Below are 17440 nucleotides of genomic sequence, written 5' to 3'. Positions count from 1 at the left end.
GCTTGATCGAATGTGGCAGCAGTGCCGGAGGTGCATTCGCCCGGGCCTGATCGGGGATAGAAGCCGCAGCGCCATCGCCACGCATCACTCTCGACTGGATTTCCGGACGACCAACCTCGAACGGTCAATCGCAAGGCAACCGAGACGGGCGCGGCGGTCTCTACCATGTTGCAATCGGTCTGCAGCCTGACCGAGGCCAGCCAGCGCCTGCGCCTCGAACTCGACAACTTCATGGCCAGCGTGGCCACGGCATGACACGGCGGGGGGAGGTGAAGATATCTGCCAACGGGTAATTGCGCGAGCGCGGGTTTGGTGTGGTAGTGAACCGCAGGGTCTGCGGCCACTCGCGGCCTGAGAGCGCTACCAAGGGACCGCCGATGAACCGTGACCTCGATCTCGCCGGCTTTGACCTGCACCCGCAGCGTGGTGCGGTGCTGGCCGAGGTGCATGCCCGCCCGTTCACCCGGCTGACGGCGCCGCTCACGGTGCTGCGTCTAGCTTTTCTCAGCCAGGGCAAGATCGCCGCCGCCGACCGGCAGAAGTTCGTGTCATTCTGCACCTCGCACGGGCAAGCGCCGCCGGATGCCGCGACCAAACATCACCAAGTCACGATCGGCGCAATTCAGCTCCGCTGGGAGCAGCACTCGGAATTCACCACCTTCACCTGGATCCTCGACAATGCAGATACGTCCGCTCGAAGCTTCGGCGAGCTCAGCGATGAACCCGCCACACTGATCCTATCTCTGCCGCAGTCCGGCCAATTGCTGGTTGCCGTCAAGCTCGAGGTCGAGCAGACCTCGGCGGCGCTGGAGCGTGCCCAGCAGCTTTTCGAGAGAGGCAGCCTCGCCGTGGCATCGGTCCGCAGCGGACCGGCCGTCGTCGCATCCGATTTTCGCGCGGACGATCAGGGCTTTATTCGCATTCTCGTCTGTAATGACGGTCTGTCGCCTGGTCGGTTGGGCGCGCTGGTACAGCGCCTGCTGGAGATCGAGACCTATCGCACGCTGGCGCTGCTCGGCCTGCCTGCCGCCCTCGAGCTTGCGCCCTCCGTCGATCATATCGGCCGGCGGCTGGTCGAAGTGCTCGAGGAGATGCAGGGAGCAGAGGACCTCAAACTCAACAATCGTCTGCTGGCGGAACTGACCTCCTTGGCCGCGTCGCTGGAGAAGGGGGCTGCCGGCAGCCTCTTTCGTTTCGGCGCCAGCCGGGCCTATTACGAGATCGTGCAGGCCCGTCTGGCCGTGATCGAGGGCGGCGAGGTCGCGGGTTATCCGACCTGGTCTTCGTTCCTAGCCCGCCGCATGGCGCCAGCGATCCGCACCTGCGCCACAATGGAAGACCGGCAGGCCAATCTGTCGATCAAGCTCGCGCGCGCGGCCGATCTGTTACGCACACGCGTCGACGTCGAGCTCGAAGAACAGAACCGCGATCTGCTGCGCTCAATGAATGAACGCACCCGGCTGCAATTGCGGCTTCAGAGCACGGTCGAGGGATTGTCGGTCGCAGCGATCGGCTACTACGTCGTCAGCCTGTTCGGCTATCTCGCCAAAGGCGCCCATGACGGCGGCGTGCATGTGGAACCGTCGCTGGCGACCGCGCTCTTTGTGCCGGTGGCTGTGGCCGTGATCTGGATCGTTACCCGCAACATCCGCAGGCGGCACTTGAAGCACGACGAAACGTCGGGCGCTCACGATTGAGTGCATGAACGAGCCGCTTGCGCTTCGCAAGCGAGCGGTTGAAGCTGGGGCGACCGGGAGACACGAAACGCCCAGATTCGAGGGTGGTAGGCCGAAGAGTATCAACGATCATCCTGCCAGTACTGTTGAATAGATGGTTGTCGCGCCGATCCCAATGGCCACGCTCCCAACAACAAGCTGTAGAGCTCGATTGACCGATGTCAGCAGGCGGGCAGACATCACGAGCGGAACGGCAATCATGGACGATAGCGCAGCCATGCCGATCATCGAGCCAACACCGAACAGGAGCATATAGATCAAGCCATCTCGAGCAGTACCCGCTTGCGCCACGGTCAACACAAGCAGAGCAGCCGACCCCGCCATGCCGTGAACCAATCCGACGAAAAGGGTACGCCAGCGGAACCCATGCGCATGGTCATGAGGGCTCCTCCGATGCGAGATAGCTTCTAGGGGATGGGCATGCAGATGGAGATGAGCCGTACCATCGCGATGGCTGTGCCGATGAAAATGGACGCGCTCTCGCCACAAACGCCACAGAACGTCAGCGCCAAGCACGACCAGCATGACCCCAACCGCGGTCTCCAGCGGAAGCGAAAGCCGCTCAGGAATGGCGTGTCCAAGCAGTAGCGCCACCCCTCCGAACAGGAAGAGCGTGATCGTGTGACCTAGTCCCCAGGTCAGGCCGTGTTTGACGATATCGAAGACGTTGATCCGGCGAGCAGCTATGCTCGACACAGCCGCGATGTGATCGGCCTCGAGCGCATGTTGCATCCCGAGGAGGAACCCAACACCCAATATCCCAATCATGACCTGCCCGCCGGCTTAAGATGCGAAGACCATATCTCTGGCGCGCTGAGCCTCTTGCCTGATCCAGGCGTACCATTGATCGAGCCCCTCGCCGCTCTTCGCCGAGACTTTGAGGATCTCGATGTCCGGGTTGACTTCCTGCGCGTTGGCCACCGCTTGCGCGACATCGAAATCGAGGTGCGGCAGCAAATCGATCTTGTTCAGGATCATCAAGGACGACGACTGGAACATGTGAGGATATTTCAGTGGCTTGTCCTCGCCTTCCGTCACCGATAGAATGACGACCTTGGCGTGTTCGCCGAGGTCGAACATCGCCGGGCACACGAGATTTCCGACGTTCTCGATCATCACCACCGCACCAGCGCTTGGCCGGAGCTCGGCGAGCCCGCGCGCGATCATGTCGGCTTCGAGATGACAACCCGTCCCTGTATTGACCTGGACGGCTGGCGCACCTGCGCGCCGGATCCGCTCGCCGTCATTTGCGGTCGCCTGGTCACCTTCGATCACAAACAGCGCGGTCTCGTCGCGCAAATCCCTGATCGTCCGTTCCAGGAGCGTCGTTTTTCCCGCGCCCGGAGAACTCACCAGATTCAATGCGAGGATTTCCCGCCCGGCAAACCAGGCTCGGTTTCTGCCGGCAAGCGCGTCGTTCGTGGCAAGAATACGGGCCTCCAGCTCGATCAGCTCGCCTGGTCCATGCGGCTCATCTCTGCCATGGCCGTGGTCATGAGCATGGTCATGATGGGCTTCGTCGCCATGCGGATGATCATGGTCGTGATGACCATGATGGTGATGACCATGTCTGTGATCGTGGTCATGGGCATGTTCATGCCGATGCGGGTGCGAATGAGAATGGCCTTCGGCATGTCCATGGACATGCTCATGCGCGCCTTCGCTGGCGTCCTTCCGGGCAAGCCTGCTCTCCTGACCCGTCTGAAGATTGACGACGGTTGCACCCGCCTTTGCGCCACAGCCACAATGTCCGCACATCACACGGTCTCCCCTTCAACTTCCATGCTTCTGATCCGCAATTCCTCGCCCTGGAGCCGCGTCAAACGCCGCGATCCGCAATGGCAGGCTGCAAACAGTGTCGCCTGCTCGAATTCCGATCCGCATTCGTCGCATCGAGCTCGCCCGGTGATCTGCCGGATATCCAGGGTGGCGTCCTGAAGAAGGGTACCCTTGGCTACGGTCTCGAAGCAAAATTCGATGGCTTCGCTCATCACGCCGGAAAATTGCCCGATCTCCAGCGTCACGCGATGAACCTTGCGGCCCTTCGCTGCGTCGCAGACGATGGAGACGATATTCCTTGTGATGCCGAGCTCGTGCACGCACTTCTCCTCAGCAAATCCGGGGCAACTGTTCGCCGACAAGCATGTCGACAATCCGCCGCCCGCCGAACGTCGTCCGCATCGTGACGCGGCCTTCGATCTCGGACCCAATTCGCCCGATCATGGCGGCATGCGCGCCGAGCGGATGCCCTCGCATCGCCGCGAGCGCCGCATCTGCCTGATGGGCGGGGACGACCGCGACTATTTTGCCCTCATTGGCAAGGTAGAGCGGATCGAGACCCAAGATTTCGCAGAACGCCTTGACTTCCTCTCGGATCGGCGTCCGTTCCTCCTGGATTTCGATGGAAACGTGTGACGCTTCTGCAATCTCGTTCAGGACCGTTGCGATCCCGCCGCGCGTTGCGTCGCGGATAAAGCGCGTGCCAGGGGCGGCGGCAAGCAGAGCGCTAATCAGACCGTGCAGACAGGCGCAATCGCTTTCGATCGGGGTCTCAAGCGCCATATCGCCACGGGCACACAGGATTGCCGCGCCGTGGTCGCCGAGAAGCCCATTAACCAGCACGACATCGTTCGGGCACGCCTTGTCCACGCCAAGGTCGATACCGACCGGAATCATCCCTATGCCTGTGGTTGTCACGAAGATCTTGTCACAGGCGCCGCGGGGCACGACCTTGGTATCGCCAGTCACGATTCTAACGCCGGCGTCGTTCGCCACCTGAGCCATCGAGCGCGTGACACGTCGCAGCAGATCGACCGCAACGCCCTCTTCGAGGATGACGGCGCAAGACAGAAACAATGGGCGCGCTCCACCGACGGCGAGATCGTTTACCGTCCCGCATACGGCAAGCTTGCCGATGTCACCGCCGGGGAAGAACAAGGGGTCGACCACGAAGGAGTCCGTCGTGAAGGCGAGCCTGTCTCCATGCGCGCCAAGCGTGTTCAGATCAAAGCGCGCCTGGTCTTCCAGCGGCTCGCCTCGCTCATCGAATGCGGCCACGAAGACGTCATCGACGAGATCCTTCATCGCCTTGCCGCCACCGCCGTGAGCCAGCGTAACGGCGCTGACGCTGACTTTGCCGAGCCTGCGCGTCCTGACAAAGGGCAGGATGTTCATACGACCTCCGCCTGGCGCCTTTGGCCGCCGTACTGGTAGTAGGCCGCACAAGCGCCTTCCGAGGAGACCATCAGCGCTCCGAGCGGCGCTTCCGGCGTGCACGAGGTTCCAAACACCTTGCATTGCCACGGCTTCAGCGCGCCCTTGAGCACCTCGCCACATTGGCACGACTTCGGATCGGCGATCCTGACGTTCGGAATGGTGAATTTGCGCTCCGCGTCGTATTGCGCATACGCCTCCCGCAGCCTGACCCCGGAGTGATCGATCGAGCCGAGCCCCCGCCATTCGAAGAACTCCCGCAGCTCATAGACACGAGAGACCGCATTGAGAGCCGGGTCATTGCCCGCATCCGGCACCACGCGGGCATACTGGTTCTCGACCTCGGCGCGGCCGTCCTTGATCTGCTTTAGGAGCATCCAGATCGAGTGCAGGATGTCGAGCGGCTCGAAGCCAGCGACCACCATTGGCTTCCGATAAAAATTCGCGATGAACTCGTAAGGTGCCGTACCAATCACCATCGACACATGGCCGGGCCCCAAAAAGCCGTCGAGCTGAAGACCGGGACTGTCGAGGATCGCCTTGATGGTGGGGACGATCGTGATGTGGTTGCAGAACACGGAGAAGTTCCGGATTCCCTCGCTCTCGGCCTCCAGAATAGTCAATGCGGTCGACGGCATCGTCGTCTCGAATCCGAGGCCGAAGAAGACGACCTCGCGCTCCGGACTGCGCCGCGCCAGGTCGAGCGCGTCCATCGGCGAATAGACCATGCGCACATCCGCGCCATCCGCCTTTGCCTGCAGCAGGCTTTTTTTCGATCCCGGAACGCGCATCGCGTCTCCGAATGTGGTAAAAATCACCTTCGGGTCCTCTGCGATCGCCACGCAATCGTCGACCCGGCCCATCGGCAGCACGCAGACCGGGCAGCCGGGGCCGTGAACGAGCTCGATCTCCTTGGGCAGCATGCCTTCCAGCCCGTAGCGGAAGATCGAATGGGTGTGGCCGCCGCACACTTCCATGAGGTACAGCGGCCGATCGGGCGGCAGCGCCATGCTCGCGACCAGCGTCTCGATCTCGCTGATCAGCACACGCGCTTTCTCGCCGTCGCGGAACTCGTCGACATATTTCATGCGGCGGCTCCCTTGCTTCGCGCCGATCCGCGGTCATCGGCAAGCAACGTATGAACGAGATCCCAGAGAATATGGTACGCGATCACGTGGCATTCCTGCGTGCGGTGGATTGAGGTCGTAGGGACGACCAGGCAGTAGTCGACAACGCCTGAGGTTTTCATCTTGCCGCCGTCGCCGCCGGCAAGCCCGACAGTGACGATGCCCATCTCCTTGGCCTTGGCGAACGCGGCCATCAGATTCGAGGAATTGCCACTGGTGGAGATACCGACCAGCGCGTCGCCTTTCCGCCCCTGGGCGACGATCTGGCGGACGAATACGTGCTCGAAGCCAAGATCGTTGCCAACCGCGGAAATCATGGCGAGATCGGCGACCAAATTGATCGCTGCCAGCGCCGGCCGTCCCGCCGTGATCGGGTGGACAAACTCCACGGCGACATGAGAGGCGTCGCAGCTCGAGCCGCCATTGCCCATGGAAAACAGCCGGCCACCACCCCGATAGACGTCGGCGATCGCCTTGGCCGCGGCCACCAGCACTTCCGCGTTCTCGCCAAAAAAGCGAGCATTGGTTTCGCGAGAATCGCGCGCCTTCTCCTCGACGGAGAGCAGCAGCGCGGCCTCGAGCCGCGCCGGGTCCTGCTGTTCACCGTGCAGGAACGGATAGAGCGCCTTGAGTTCGCTATTGCCTGACATGGCACTACCCTCCGGTTTGGGCTGCCGAGCGCCTCATGGCCTCGATCTCAGCCTGGGCTTCACCGAGTTCGGTGAGAATCTTCAAGGTTTGTGCGGCTTCCTGTTCGTCGATCCGGCTCATGGCAAAGCCGACATGCACCAGCACCCAATCGCCGACACAGGCGTCCACGGGATGGTCCTCGCTGACAATGCAGGCAATGTTGACCTGTCGCTTGACACCGCTGACGTCGACGGTGGCAAGCTTCCGCGTCGTGTCGTCGATCCTTATGATCTGCCCGGGAATGCCGAGACACATGGTTGGTTTCCTTCCCTGGAGCTTTTGATTGATGCAATAAGATGCGCCGCGCCGATGGCAGCCTGGCCGAGCGCCAGCCCTCCGTCGTTTGCAGGAATGTGAGCGTGTGACAGCACGGTGAAATCGTCCCGCTCCAGCCGGCGCGCAACCTCTTGGAACAGAATGCGGTTTTGAAAGCAGCCGCCACTGAGTGCGACGGTAGAGAAGTTACGTTCGGCCCCGTCTGGATTTTCAGCAAGCTTGCGTGTCATGGCGACGATGGCCTTGGCCAGTCCCTTGTGGAAGCGCGTCGCGATGACTGAGGCTGGTGTCTTCAGGATCAGGTCGCCCAGCACCGCATGCCACATCGCGAGCGGCTCGACGTAGGGCATACCTGAGCCGCGCAGATTCGGAATCGTCAGCGGATAGGCTAGCCGGTCGTCTTCCTCGAACAGCAGATCCTCATCGACAAGCGCCTCGAGCCGCGCCGCCGCCTCTCCCTCGTAGGACTGGAGGTCGCGGCATACGCCAACCGCTGCGGCCACGGCGTCGAACAGCCGGCCACAGGAGGACGCGAGCGGCGCGCCCAACCTGCTCCGGAGCATGGCGTCCAGCATGGCGCGCGGTTTGGTCTCGAGGAAAGAATAGAGCTCGAGCTCGCGGAAGTTCATGGTGAGTTCGCCCCAGCTCATCTCGGCCGTCAAATAGGCGTAGAGGTTGCGCCACGGTTCACGCGCGGCTTGCGCGCCGCCGAGCATCGCGACCGGCTTGAAAGTCCCACGACGCTCATAGCGGCAATAGTCCGCAAGCAGGAACTCACCACCCCAGAGTGCACTGCCCTCACCCCACCCCAGGCCATCGAGCACGATGCCCAAGACAGGCGGCGCGTTTAGCGGGTAGCCATTTTCGGCAAGACAGGACGCGATGTGGGCGTGATGGTGCTGAACCTCGATCAGGGGGACTGCGCCCTCTTCAGCGGCCATACGCGCACGCTTGGAGGACAGATATTCCGGATGCATATCGGCAACTAGGGCGGTCGGAACATGCTGAAAGAGCGAAGCATAGAGCGAAAGGTTTTTGGCGTAATCGTCAGAGGTGGACACATCTTCCAGATCACCCTGGTGTTGGGACAGAATGGCCGCACCATCCTTGATGAGGCAGAACGTCGCCTTGAGTTCGCCCCCAAATGCCAGCAGATCGGGTGCGGCTTCGAATCCTTTTGGCAGAGCCAGCGGCGCCGGCGCATAACCTCTGGCACGGCGCAACAGACGTAACCTCCCGCTGATCACCCGAATGACGGAATCGTCCACGCGGTTGGCGATCCTTCGATCATGGGTCAGCGCAAAACTTGCTATTTCTCCTAAGCGTTCGCGGACCTCATGATCTTCGGTAACCTGAGGCTCGTTGGACAGATTGCCGCTGGTCATGACCACCGGGCGGTCCATGCGCCGCAACAGCAACAGATGCAGCGGCGTGGTCGGAAGCATGAAACCGAGCGTCCGCAATCCTGGCGCGATGTCGCCGGGCAGACGCTCGGGCCCGTCGGCGCGCAAGAGCGCAATGGGAGCTGCCGGACCGGTGAGCTCGGCCTGTTCTTGCTCATCCAAACTGCAGTATCGGCGCACGATTGCGACATCCCGCGCCATCAGCGCGAAGGGCTTGCCGTCCCGCCGCTTGAGCTTGCGCAGGCGTGCCACCGTGTCGGCTCGTGTGGCATCGCAGGCGATCTGGTAGCCGCCGAGCCCCTTGATGGCGACGATTTCGCCCTTCTGGATCAGGGTGCACGCGGCATCCACGTCGTCCAGCATGGAAAACTGCTCGAAGGTGACGGGCCGTCCGTCCAGGCGGATCAGCTTCGCCCGGGGACCGCAGGCGTGACAGGCGACCGGCTCGGCATGGAAGCGCCGGTCGGATGGATCGCGATATTCGCGGGCGCAGTCAGCGCACATCGCAAATGGCGCCATTGCGGTCTTGGCGCGGTCATAGGGAATGCCGTCAACGATGCTCAGGCGAGGCCCGCAATTGGTGCAGTTGGTGAAGGGGTAGCGAAACCGTCGCTCGAACGGATCCAGCGTCTCGCGGGCGCAGTCGGCGCACAGGGCCGCATCGGGAGACACCTCGGTGTGCGCGGCGCCCGCTACACTCTCGGCAATCACGAATTCGTCGAGCAGCGCTCCATCATACACGTGGATTTCGATGCCATCGATCCGGCTCAACGGCGGCGGTTCGCTCACGATGCGCTCGATAAGCGTGTTGACCACGGCCCGCTCACCTCTTGCGCGGACCAGGACGCCTTCGCCATCGTTTAAGACTTCGCCGCCGAGACCGAGTTGCCGCGCATGACGCCATACCGTCGGCCGAAATCCCACCCCTTGGACACGGCCGCGCACCCGGATCTCGAACGCTTCGACCAATGCCTTCTCGAGGACAGGACCAAGACCGTTCACGGCGCCATCTCCCAGAGTAGAATTCGGTTGTTGCCGGTATCGGCGATCGCAAGAGTTTGACTGGAGGGTGACGCGTCATAGGGCCAGCACAGGCTGTCGCGAGAGGCGGCGCACCAGCGATTATCGCCCTTGTCAGCGAACCCATGCTGGGCCGCCAGCCCAGTTGCGGGCGCATCCATCGAAAGTTCATCGAGCTCAAAGCCAAGCAACCGAGAGTTCGCGGTATCGCAGACCACAAGCTGATCGTCCCAGACGGCGAGCCCATAGGGCATGCTCATGGCGCTGGAGGACGGATCGTAAGCGGTCCGATTGTGATCGACTCGAGCAAAGTCATCCTGACCGAGCACGAAATCACTGGGTGTCCCGCAAACGGACGGAAAGCACCGCCACACCATCACGCGATTGTTGCCGGCGTCCGAGATGACTAGCGCGCCTTTCGGACAAGCGATGCCGTGTGGCCATCGCATCCCCAATGCACTGGCGCTGGCGCCGGCATTGTCGTCGCGCGTCGTGAAGTCTTTCTGGCCGAGCACCAGATCGGCCGGCGTGCCATTGGCCTTGGGAAGCTCGTTCCACACCAGGACACGGCGATTGCCCGTGTCGCAGACGATCAGCTTGCCATTAGCGATTGCGACGCCATAGCACCAGTTCAACGTATTGTCGTACGGCGCGGAGTTGCCGCGATTGGCAAGGCCGCCCGTGAAGTCCGCCTGACCGAGAACCACATCAGCCGGCTGGTTTGACCTGAGGGGGTAGCCGTACCAGATCAGGATCCGGTGATTCCAGGCATCGGCGACCGCCAGCACGCCGTCCGCCGCGGCAACCCCGGTCGGCACGTTGAACGTCGCCGGGCCAATGTCACTCTTCGCATTCCGCCCTTCGCGCGAGAAGTCGGCCTGGCCGATCAGGAGGTCAGCGGGAACTTGGTCCTCGGACGGCAACCGGCTCCAGATCAAGAGACGGTGGTGGCCAGTGTCGCAAACGAATAATGGTCCATTGGCGCCGGCAAGGCAGACCCCGCGGGGGCCGAACAACGTGCGGGCCGACGGCACGATCGATTGCACGAGCCCGTCCGAGGTCACTTCCCCGCCCAGGATCACGCGAGCACCGCTCGCCGACATGAACCGGCGCGGCACATGATTGTCGCGCGCATGCAGGCGTTGCCGGGTCAGACTAACGATTGCGGCGGACGTGACCATGGCTACGCTGAAATCCTTATCTCGACCTTTGATCCGACAATCCTCACGGCGTGCGGCTGGAGTTGCACCTCGGGCGCGGTGAGGCATTCGCCACTGGCAAGATCGTATTGGAAACCATGATGCGGGCAGGTGATGATGCCGTTTGCCACCTCGCCATCATGGATCGGAAACCCCAGATGCGCGCAGGCGTTCTGGAAACAGGTGATCGATGCGCCGTTGCGCGACAGAATGACTTTTTGTCCGCCCACTTCGATTGCATGGATGGCACCGTCGGCAAAGTCTGACAAAATCCCGACCGGATTCCAGTTGCCTTCTGCGTTCAGCGCAAAGGGGCTGACGAACCGGACGCCATTCTCCGAACCGCCGGCCATTCGCTTGACTTGAATGACCTCGGTGATCTCCGGGCAGCCATCCTGAAGCGCCTTCTTCACGCCGGCATGAAACGTCAGAGTGGACGCAGGACAGCTATCGCAGGCGCCCTTGAAGCGGACCTCGACGCTTGGCGGGCGCACGCCGACCAGCTCCACGTCACCACCGTGCGATTTAAGCATCGGCCGGACACTATCCAGCGCCTGCTCGACGCGCTCGTTCAGGCTCGGCTTCAAGAGCTCGTACCGCCGCAGCACGGCATAAACGACTTCGTCCTTGGCGGCGGCTTGCATTGCTGCGAGCGCAGCCGGGTCAGTCTTCAGGGCGCGTATCAGGCGTCGAAACGCTTCGGCATTGAGCGCCTCGATCGCGAGCTTGTAGGCGCCCACGACAGATCGCGGCGTTTCATCCCAATTCGCAACGATGGACTCCAAGCGCTCGATATCGCCGACAAAGCCGGCGAGATCGTTTCGCGCTGTGGGTGTCAGATCGTTCATGCCAAACTCGCGGGAAACGCGCCTCCTCAACGAAAACGCAAATTGCGGAACAGATAGGGTTGCAAGCCGCCGCCGATTGCCGCAGCAAAGGGCGACGCGATCCAGGCCGGAGCGCCTATCGCGGCGAGCGCAACGAGCAGGATCGCTGTTATGGCCACGCCAATCGCGATTTGCCGGTAAACCTTGGCCGGGTCGGCAAAAAGCTTTCCGCGAAAGAACAAGAAGATGGAGTTCTGCGCCATTGCCCACATGTCCGTCTCCTCAACCGATGATCGCGAGAATGACAAGACCAAGCAGGACCCCGGCGATCCCGGCCAGCGGCCCATAAAATCCGCCAAGCAGGGCGGCCAGTTCCTTTCCGAGCACTTTTCCGCCGACGACGACGCCGCCAACGATACCGCCCGCAACGGAGGCGACCACACCCAGGCAGAGGCTCAGGGCAAAGATCGCTGGTGACAATGATTCGGCCATTCCAGAAGACTCCTGTCGTTGAAAGTTAGGATTGCAAGGAAGAGGCGCGGTCCAGCGATGCGCCCAACTCCATCAGCTCGTGCTCGATCCGCATCATCGCTTCACCGATGATGCGCACCCTCTCCATGTCTCTGTGCTCGGCAAAGATCTCGCGCGCCTCCTTGTAGTAGATGAGCGCGGTTGAGAGATTCATGCCGTTACCGACCTCCGAGCTCTCCGGATGGCCTGGCAGATTCCAAAGGCAATTCGCCTTGTTTGAGATGGTGTTGGCGTATTCGAGCGGCATGGTCTCGCGCGTGCGGACCTTGAGTGCTTCGTCATAAGCCTCGACCGCGCGGAGATTGTTTTCGAGCACGTGACTGGACGAGACGTATTGCAGTGCATTGCCAAGATTGTTCTGCAACATCGCGTATTCGATGGGATCATCGACCAGGCTGACGACCTTGAGGGCCTCCTCGAAAGCCTGCACCGCCAAGGCCTCTCGCATCTTGCCGCGCTCATCGGTCATCGGCATCGACAGAAAGGCGGTTGCAAGATTGTTCTGCAGAATGGCGTATTCCTTGGGGTGATTGGCGCGCGTGAAGGTGCGAAGCGCGCGCTGATAGGCAGCAATCGCGTCCGAGATCCGCGCACGTCCAACGCCAGCGAGGCTCTGGACGCAGAGCCCGAGATTCATCTCCGCTTCGGCGACTTCCTCAGTGAGGCCAAGCTCAGTGAGCACGGGAATGATGTCTTCGAAGATAGCCCGCGCGCTCTCGAGAGCTTCTGTCCCTTGCTCAGGGATGGCCTGCAAAGCAGTTGCCTTCCGCGCGAGAATGCGAGCGCGCAGCAAGCGCATGTCCTGCGGACAAATCGTCAGAGCCTTGTCGTAGAGTTCGATCGCGGAGCGGATCTCGGACGGCGATTTGGGGCGCGTCTGCAGCCCCATCGCGATTTCCATCAGCATCTCGGCACGCTCAGCCGGCGTGGCATCGTCGCTGTCCGCAGCTTGCAAGGCTGCACGTACCTGGTCGCTTGTCAGACCTGCAGCCACAGCATCCCCTCCGGACTCGCGCGTCGCTTGAAATGGCGACGCGTCATTGATGTGGATCAACTGTAGCAGCGAAGTTTAGGGATTGTCTACTCGTTATACGAAATGTAAACTTAGTTTACAGTGTAAACGCGCGCGCAACAATGAGCGCGCCGTCCGTGCTCGACCATTCAGCTGTAAACTCCGTCCGCGAATGCGCGGGAAAGCCGTTCTGCCGGAAGAAGTCCGGGGCATGGATCACGCGATCGCCGGCTCTGTTTCGCACCTTGAGCAGGTATCCTCCGGCGGCCGTTTGCCGAACCGGAAGAACGCAAAGATCATCCCCCCGTCGCAGCAGGATGACGGACTCGAGATGATCGAAGAAGCGTGTGTAGACGTCACGCGAGAGATACAGGGCGCCGTCTTGGATGGTGATCGTGCATGGCATCAGCTGCTCGAGGCTTTCGACAATCGGGCTAGGACAAGCTCCTCGATGCGATCGGCGACTTTCGACGCCGCGGCGGTGACCGGTTCGGAGATCGCGAGTCCGAGATCGAGGCATTGCGCCTCGATCAGAAAAACCACGACATCGTCAGGAAACGCGTCGCGAAAGATCGCTTTTCCGGCATACAGCGCATGATCCCAGCGAAAATCGTGAAGATTGAGGCTTGGGGCGTAACGTTGCGTCAGCTCGCTTCCCGGCACCTCGAAGATCGCACCAGGCTCCGATCCGGACTGGCACGCATCGATGACGATCAGCGTCCGACATCCGCGAGCCGCAAACATCGCCGCCATGCCATCCGTTCCGGCATCGAGCAGGCGCACGAGCGGGTCTCGAGCGAGATCTCGGCTCTTGAGCAATTGGAGAACGGTAAGCCCCACCCCATCGTCCGAGCGATTTGCATTTCCGCAGGCGACGACGGTAATCATGGCGCAGCTCTTCCAAAAGCCCATTGCAGACTGACGCTAGCACTGCCCGGGTCAGCGCCGAAACAGGCCTGATGGCCTCGCGTGGAGGCCGCAGCTTCGGTCGCTCGAGCCCGTAGGCTCGATGCAACAAGATTAGATCCGCCAAAGCCTGCAGGACCAGTCCGGCTCGACCGGCACGTTCAGCTCCGGCAGCTCGCAATAACGGCGGTGGACCTTGTAGTACATGCAGGTTTCACAAAGCTGTTCGATGCCGCCATGGTCGACGGGATATAGCGTAAAGCCTGCGAGCCGAAGTTTTGATTTCAAATCATTTCCGGCCGCACGAAGCTCGTTCACGAACTCCTGGACGTCCTCATGGGTGTCGGCCCGCGGAAAAACATCAGTCGCAAGGCCGGAATTGAGCAGGGTCACAATCTGGCTGCGCAACTCTTGATCCGAGCCGGCGGTCATCGGGCGCTCGCCTTTCGAAGGTTCAATTCAGATACGCCACAATCGGCACCACCAGTCCGGATCGACCGGCACTGAGAGCTCGGGCAAGTCGCACCATCTGCGATGCACGAGGTAGTACATGCATTCCAAACAGCGCTGCCTGTCCGGCCCATAGGGATGATCGAGGAAACCACCGATCACCAGCTTGGACTCAAGATCCTTCGGATCGAGCTGGCGCAGCTGCAGCAGGATCTCCGCGAACTCCTTGTCGGTCTCGGGAAACGGCTCAACCTCGGTTTTGAGCCCGTTTGCGAGCATATCCGCGATAGATTTGAGGACAGCCCCGTTCTCGGACGCCATGTGCGACCCGCCTTTCGACGTAATGGTTCACCCTTCTCCGTTCGGCCGGGTTCGACCGAACGAAGTCCATTGACGCAATTGAGCACTCAGCGAGTATCTCAGGCTGTTCTAAAGCGCGCCAGTTCCTCACCCGTCTTGGCATCATGTGCATGCACCGTGCAGACGAGGCAAGAGTCATAGGACCGGCAGACATGGCCGACCTCGACGGGATCGCGCGGATCTTTGATCGGCGAGCCGATCAGCGCCTGCTCCATCGGGCCACGGGTCCCATCGGCTGCTCTCGGTCCAACATTCCAGGTCGTCGGCGCGATGATCTGGTAGTTCTTGATTTTGCCGTCCTTGACCTCGATCCAGTGGCAGAGAGCTCCCCGGATGGCCTCGGTGGCTCCCCAACCCCGTCCGTCCCGCTCCCTCGGCTTGATGTACCAGGGGTCATTCAGGCGAAACTCCCGAAGCGCGTGCTCGGCCTGACGGTAGAGCTTGATGCCCTCGTGCATGCGCGCGAAATGCCTCAACATCACGCTGGCGCCGCCGAGCTTCTTGTACATGTCGAGCACCAGGGGATCATAGTGCTGCCAAGACTCGCCATGCTTGCCGCCCGCGATCAGCTGGCGCGACAGGGGCCCCGCCTCAAGACGGCCGCTTTCGTCGTGCCGCACGGCGGTTGACCAGGAATACTTCCCACCCATGTCGACAGTGTTCTTCTGGGTCGGCACGGTCTTGCGATCGAAGGGATGAAGGCCGCCCGGCTCATCGTACCAGGCGTGAGCGGTGTCTTCGCGGGTAAATTTCTGGTCCATCAGCTTGAACGTATCGCTGTGACCATCAAAGACGCCGCTCTTCATGATGACGGCCGCATTCCGCCCCTCGATTGTGGGCTTCTGGTATTTGTCCTCGTGCGGCAGGTACCCCCAGGACACGAAACGGCCGTGTCCCTGACCGTATTTGTCCATCCCGCAGTCCATGCTCATGCGCCAGAACAAGCCGAGGTCGGAATTGGCATGTTGCGGCTTTTCGTCCAGCCACGCCATGAAGTCGTCGTAGCTCTTGATCTGCTCGTAGCGTTCCAGCGAGCAGCCGAGCCAGACTTTTTCCATCCATTCGCGACGGAAATACTCGAGGATCGACCAGGCTCTGGTGACGTCGGTGAGCGTTGGCGCGCACATCACGCCCCCTGGCACCATGTAGCTCGAGTGCGGCCATTGCCCACCCAGAAGGGCATAGATCTCGACGGGCTTGCCGGAAATCGTCACTCCGATTTCGTAGTTACTGCCTGTGAACGGCGCCCACCGCTTGACGGCCTCTTCATAGTATTTCGAGCCGGAATAGTTCTTGTGGGTGTAATCGATCATGAAGAGCCCGTAGTGATGGCGCGGCAGGCTCTGCAAGCTCTCGACCAACTGGCCAAGATTTCGGGCTAGGATGGCATTGCGCGGCACTTCGGTCTGCCAGGCCGTGTCCAGAGCCCACGCGGCACATGTCAGATGCGACGCACCACAGATGCCGCAGGCGCGAGGCGTGACCACGAGACCGGCTTGAGGATCCTTGTCGCGCAGGATGATTTCGAAACCGCGGAACAACTCGGCCTGCGTCCAAGCATCCACGACGACGCCATCCTGGATGTTGACGCGAACGTCGAGGTCGCCTTCGACGCGACCGACCGGCGAAATATCAAGAGTCTGTACTGCTGTTGGCATGAGCGTGCGTCCTTAACGACTGAAAGCGAAAATAAGGTCTGCGAGCGGCGCGATGACGTCGCGTCAAACGACGAAGATGTCGTTCTCGGCCCAGGCGGGAGACGCGGCCTTTGCCGCGGCCGTCAGCTTGATGTAGCCGGACTTGTCGACGCCTTGCGGAAGATCCTTGGGCACGCCCATGAGCGTCTGGGTCTTGAACACGGTACCTGGCGCAAGGTCGAAGAACGGAAACTCCGGCTCGGTGCAGCCCATGCACGGCATTCCGGCGCGGGTCTTCGAGGACTGGCGATTCCAGAGGATTCGATTGCAAGGGGAGTGCGTCATCGGACCCCGGCAGCCGAGATCGTAGAACAGGCATCCCTTTCGCTGTCCATATTCGGTAGCTGACACCTTGTAGGCAAAATGCATGTTGCGGGTACAGCCGGTCTGCGTGAAGCTCGTGAAGAACGTTTTCGGGCGCTGAAACTCGTCGAGCGACAAATCAGCGCCTCGTCCGGTTGCGACCGCAACGACAATCTGCGTGATCCAGTCCGGATGTGCCGGACATCCCGGCACATTGATGACCGGCAGGCCGGCCTTGGATTTGTAGGCCGCGCCAAGGTATCCGCCGTGCTGGCGCTTGAGAAATTGCAAGCCCTGGCTTTCTGATGGGTTTGGCGCCGTCGCCGGGATGCCGCCCCATGTCGCGCAATCGCCGATGGCAACCGTGTAGCTCGCCACCTTTGCAAGGTCGCTGACCCAGTCCTTCATCGGCCGACCGGCGAAACGATTCCATTCGCCCGTGCCCTTCGGGGCATTTACGACAGTGCCTTCAAAGACGAAGATGTCGAGCGGCATCTGCCCGGACGTCAGCGCGTTCAAGAGCTTCTGAAGATTTTCGCCAAGCTCGAGGCCGAGCGAGGGGTGCCATAAGATGTTGATACCGAAATCAGTGACGAGATCACAGGCGCTTGGCTCCTCGGCGTTGAGAAACGACATCGTGTTTCCGGAGCACGCTCCGCCCTGGAGCCAAAGTAGATTAGCCATCATTTC

20 protein-coding genes are annotated in these 17440 nt (G+C 61.4%); 1 reads left to right on the top strand and 19 read right to left on the bottom strand.

Annotated features, from left to right (window positions below):
- The first annotated feature begins 377 nt into the window (after positions 1–377).
- Entirely contained in the window at positions 378–1697 is a 1320-nt protein-coding gene (locus JJE66_RS34450; protein WP_200520248.1) for a DUF3422 domain-containing protein, read from the top strand.
- Positions 1698–1805: 108 nt separating this feature from the next.
- On the opposite strand, the gene JJE66_RS34445 is transcribed toward JJE66_RS34450, so the two are convergent.
- The 19 genes from JJE66_RS34445 to JJE66_RS34355 form a co-directional block, all read right to left on the bottom strand.
- Complete coding sequence (locus JJE66_RS34445) at positions 1806–2504, bottom strand: sulfite exporter TauE/SafE family protein (protein WP_200520247.1); 699 nt, start codon at positions 2502–2504, stop codon at positions 1806–1808.
- A gap of 15 nt (positions 2505–2519) precedes the next feature.
- Positions 2520–3494: a hydrogenase nickel incorporation protein HypB gene (hypB, locus tag JJE66_RS34440; RefSeq protein ID WP_200520246.1), complete on the bottom strand. Its 975-nt coding sequence runs from the start codon at positions 3492–3494 to the stop codon at positions 2520–2522.
- On the bottom strand, positions 3494–3835 hold the full coding sequence (hypA, locus tag JJE66_RS34435) for a hydrogenase maturation nickel metallochaperone HypA (protein ID WP_200520245.1): 342 nt from the start codon (positions 3833–3835) through the stop codon (positions 3494–3496). The genes hypB and hypA overlap by 1 nt, the downstream gene beginning before the upstream one ends.
- Positions 3836–3845: 10 nt before the next feature.
- Positions 3846–4910, bottom strand: a complete 1065-nt coding sequence (gene hypE / locus JJE66_RS34430; protein WP_200520244.1) for a hydrogenase expression/formation protein HypE — start codon at positions 4908–4910, stop codon at positions 3846–3848.
- Positions 4907–6037, bottom strand: a complete 1131-nt coding sequence (gene hypD / locus JJE66_RS34425) for a hydrogenase formation protein HypD (RefSeq protein WP_200520243.1) — start codon at positions 6035–6037, stop codon at positions 4907–4909. Before hypD ends, hypE begins: the two co-directional genes overlap by 4 nt.
- On the bottom strand, positions 6034–6726 hold the full coding sequence (locus JJE66_RS34420; RefSeq protein WP_200520242.1) for an SIS domain-containing protein: 693 nt from the start codon (positions 6724–6726) through the stop codon (positions 6034–6036). Before JJE66_RS34420 ends, hypD begins: the two co-directional genes overlap by 4 nt.
- Positions 6727–6730: 4 nt before the next feature.
- A complete protein-coding gene (locus JJE66_RS34415) occupies positions 6731–7021 on the bottom strand; it encodes a HypC/HybG/HupF family hydrogenase formation chaperone (RefSeq protein WP_200520241.1) in 291 nt (96 codons plus the stop codon).
- Entirely contained in the window at positions 6991–9447 is a 2457-nt protein-coding gene (gene hypF, locus JJE66_RS34410; RefSeq protein ID WP_200520240.1) for a carbamoyltransferase HypF, read from the bottom strand. Before hypF ends, JJE66_RS34415 begins: the two co-directional genes overlap by 31 nt.
- Positions 9444–10646, bottom strand: coding sequence for an NHL repeat-containing protein (locus JJE66_RS34405; RefSeq protein ID WP_200520239.1), 1203 nt, complete (start codon positions 10644–10646; stop codon positions 9444–9446). Before JJE66_RS34405 ends, hypF begins: the two co-directional genes overlap by 4 nt.
- Before the next feature lie 2 nt (positions 10647–10648).
- The gene (locus tag JJE66_RS34400; RefSeq protein ID WP_311980212.1) at positions 10649–11404 is read right to left on the bottom strand and encodes a NifU family protein; all 756 of its coding nucleotides are present in this window, start codon (positions 11402–11404) and stop codon (positions 10649–10651) included.
- Between the two features lie 134 nt (positions 11405–11538).
- A complete protein-coding gene (locus tag JJE66_RS34395; RefSeq protein WP_200520237.1) occupies positions 11539–11763 on the bottom strand; it encodes a hypothetical protein in 225 nt (74 codons plus the stop codon).
- Between the two features lie 10 nt (positions 11764–11773).
- Positions 11774–11983, bottom strand: a complete 210-nt coding sequence (locus JJE66_RS34390) for a hypothetical protein (RefSeq protein ID WP_200520236.1) — start codon at positions 11981–11983, stop codon at positions 11774–11776.
- A gap of 25 nt (positions 11984–12008) precedes the next feature.
- A complete protein-coding gene (locus JJE66_RS34385; protein WP_200520235.1) occupies positions 12009–13016 on the bottom strand; it encodes a hypothetical protein in 1008 nt (335 codons plus the stop codon).
- Between the two features lie 115 nt (positions 13017–13131).
- A complete protein-coding gene (locus JJE66_RS34380; RefSeq protein ID WP_200520234.1) occupies positions 13132–13440 on the bottom strand; it encodes a hypothetical protein in 309 nt (102 codons plus the stop codon).
- Complete coding sequence (locus tag JJE66_RS34375) at positions 13440–13922, bottom strand: hydrogenase maturation protease (RefSeq protein ID WP_200520233.1); 483 nt, start codon at positions 13920–13922, stop codon at positions 13440–13442. The genes JJE66_RS34380 and JJE66_RS34375 overlap by 1 nt, the downstream gene beginning before the upstream one ends.
- Positions 13923–14054: 132 nt before the next feature.
- Complete coding sequence (locus tag JJE66_RS34370) at positions 14055–14372, bottom strand: hypothetical protein (protein WP_200520232.1); 318 nt, start codon at positions 14370–14372, stop codon at positions 14055–14057.
- A gap of 27 nt (positions 14373–14399) precedes the next feature.
- Positions 14400–14711: a hypothetical protein gene (locus JJE66_RS34365; protein ID WP_200520231.1), complete on the bottom strand. Its 312-nt coding sequence runs from the start codon at positions 14709–14711 to the stop codon at positions 14400–14402.
- Between the two features lie 98 nt (positions 14712–14809).
- Positions 14810–16408 carry a nickel-dependent hydrogenase large subunit gene (locus tag JJE66_RS34360; protein ID WP_200520230.1) on the bottom strand — a complete coding sequence of 533 codons (1599 nt, stop codon included), beginning with the start codon at positions 16406–16408 and terminating at the stop codon, positions 14810–14812.
- Positions 16409–16471: 63 nt separating this feature from the next.
- The gene (locus tag JJE66_RS34355; RefSeq protein WP_200520229.1) at positions 16472–17434 is read right to left on the bottom strand and encodes a hydrogenase; all 963 of its coding nucleotides are present in this window, start codon (positions 17432–17434) and stop codon (positions 16472–16474) included.
- Positions 17435–17440: the final 6 nt, after the last annotated feature.

This window comes from Bradyrhizobium diazoefficiens (genome assembly GCF_016612535.1).
GTDB lineage: Bacteria > Pseudomonadota > Alphaproteobacteria > Rhizobiales > Xanthobacteraceae > Bradyrhizobium > Bradyrhizobium diazoefficiens_C.
This window is presented reverse-complemented; position numbering and strand designations above follow the sequence as displayed.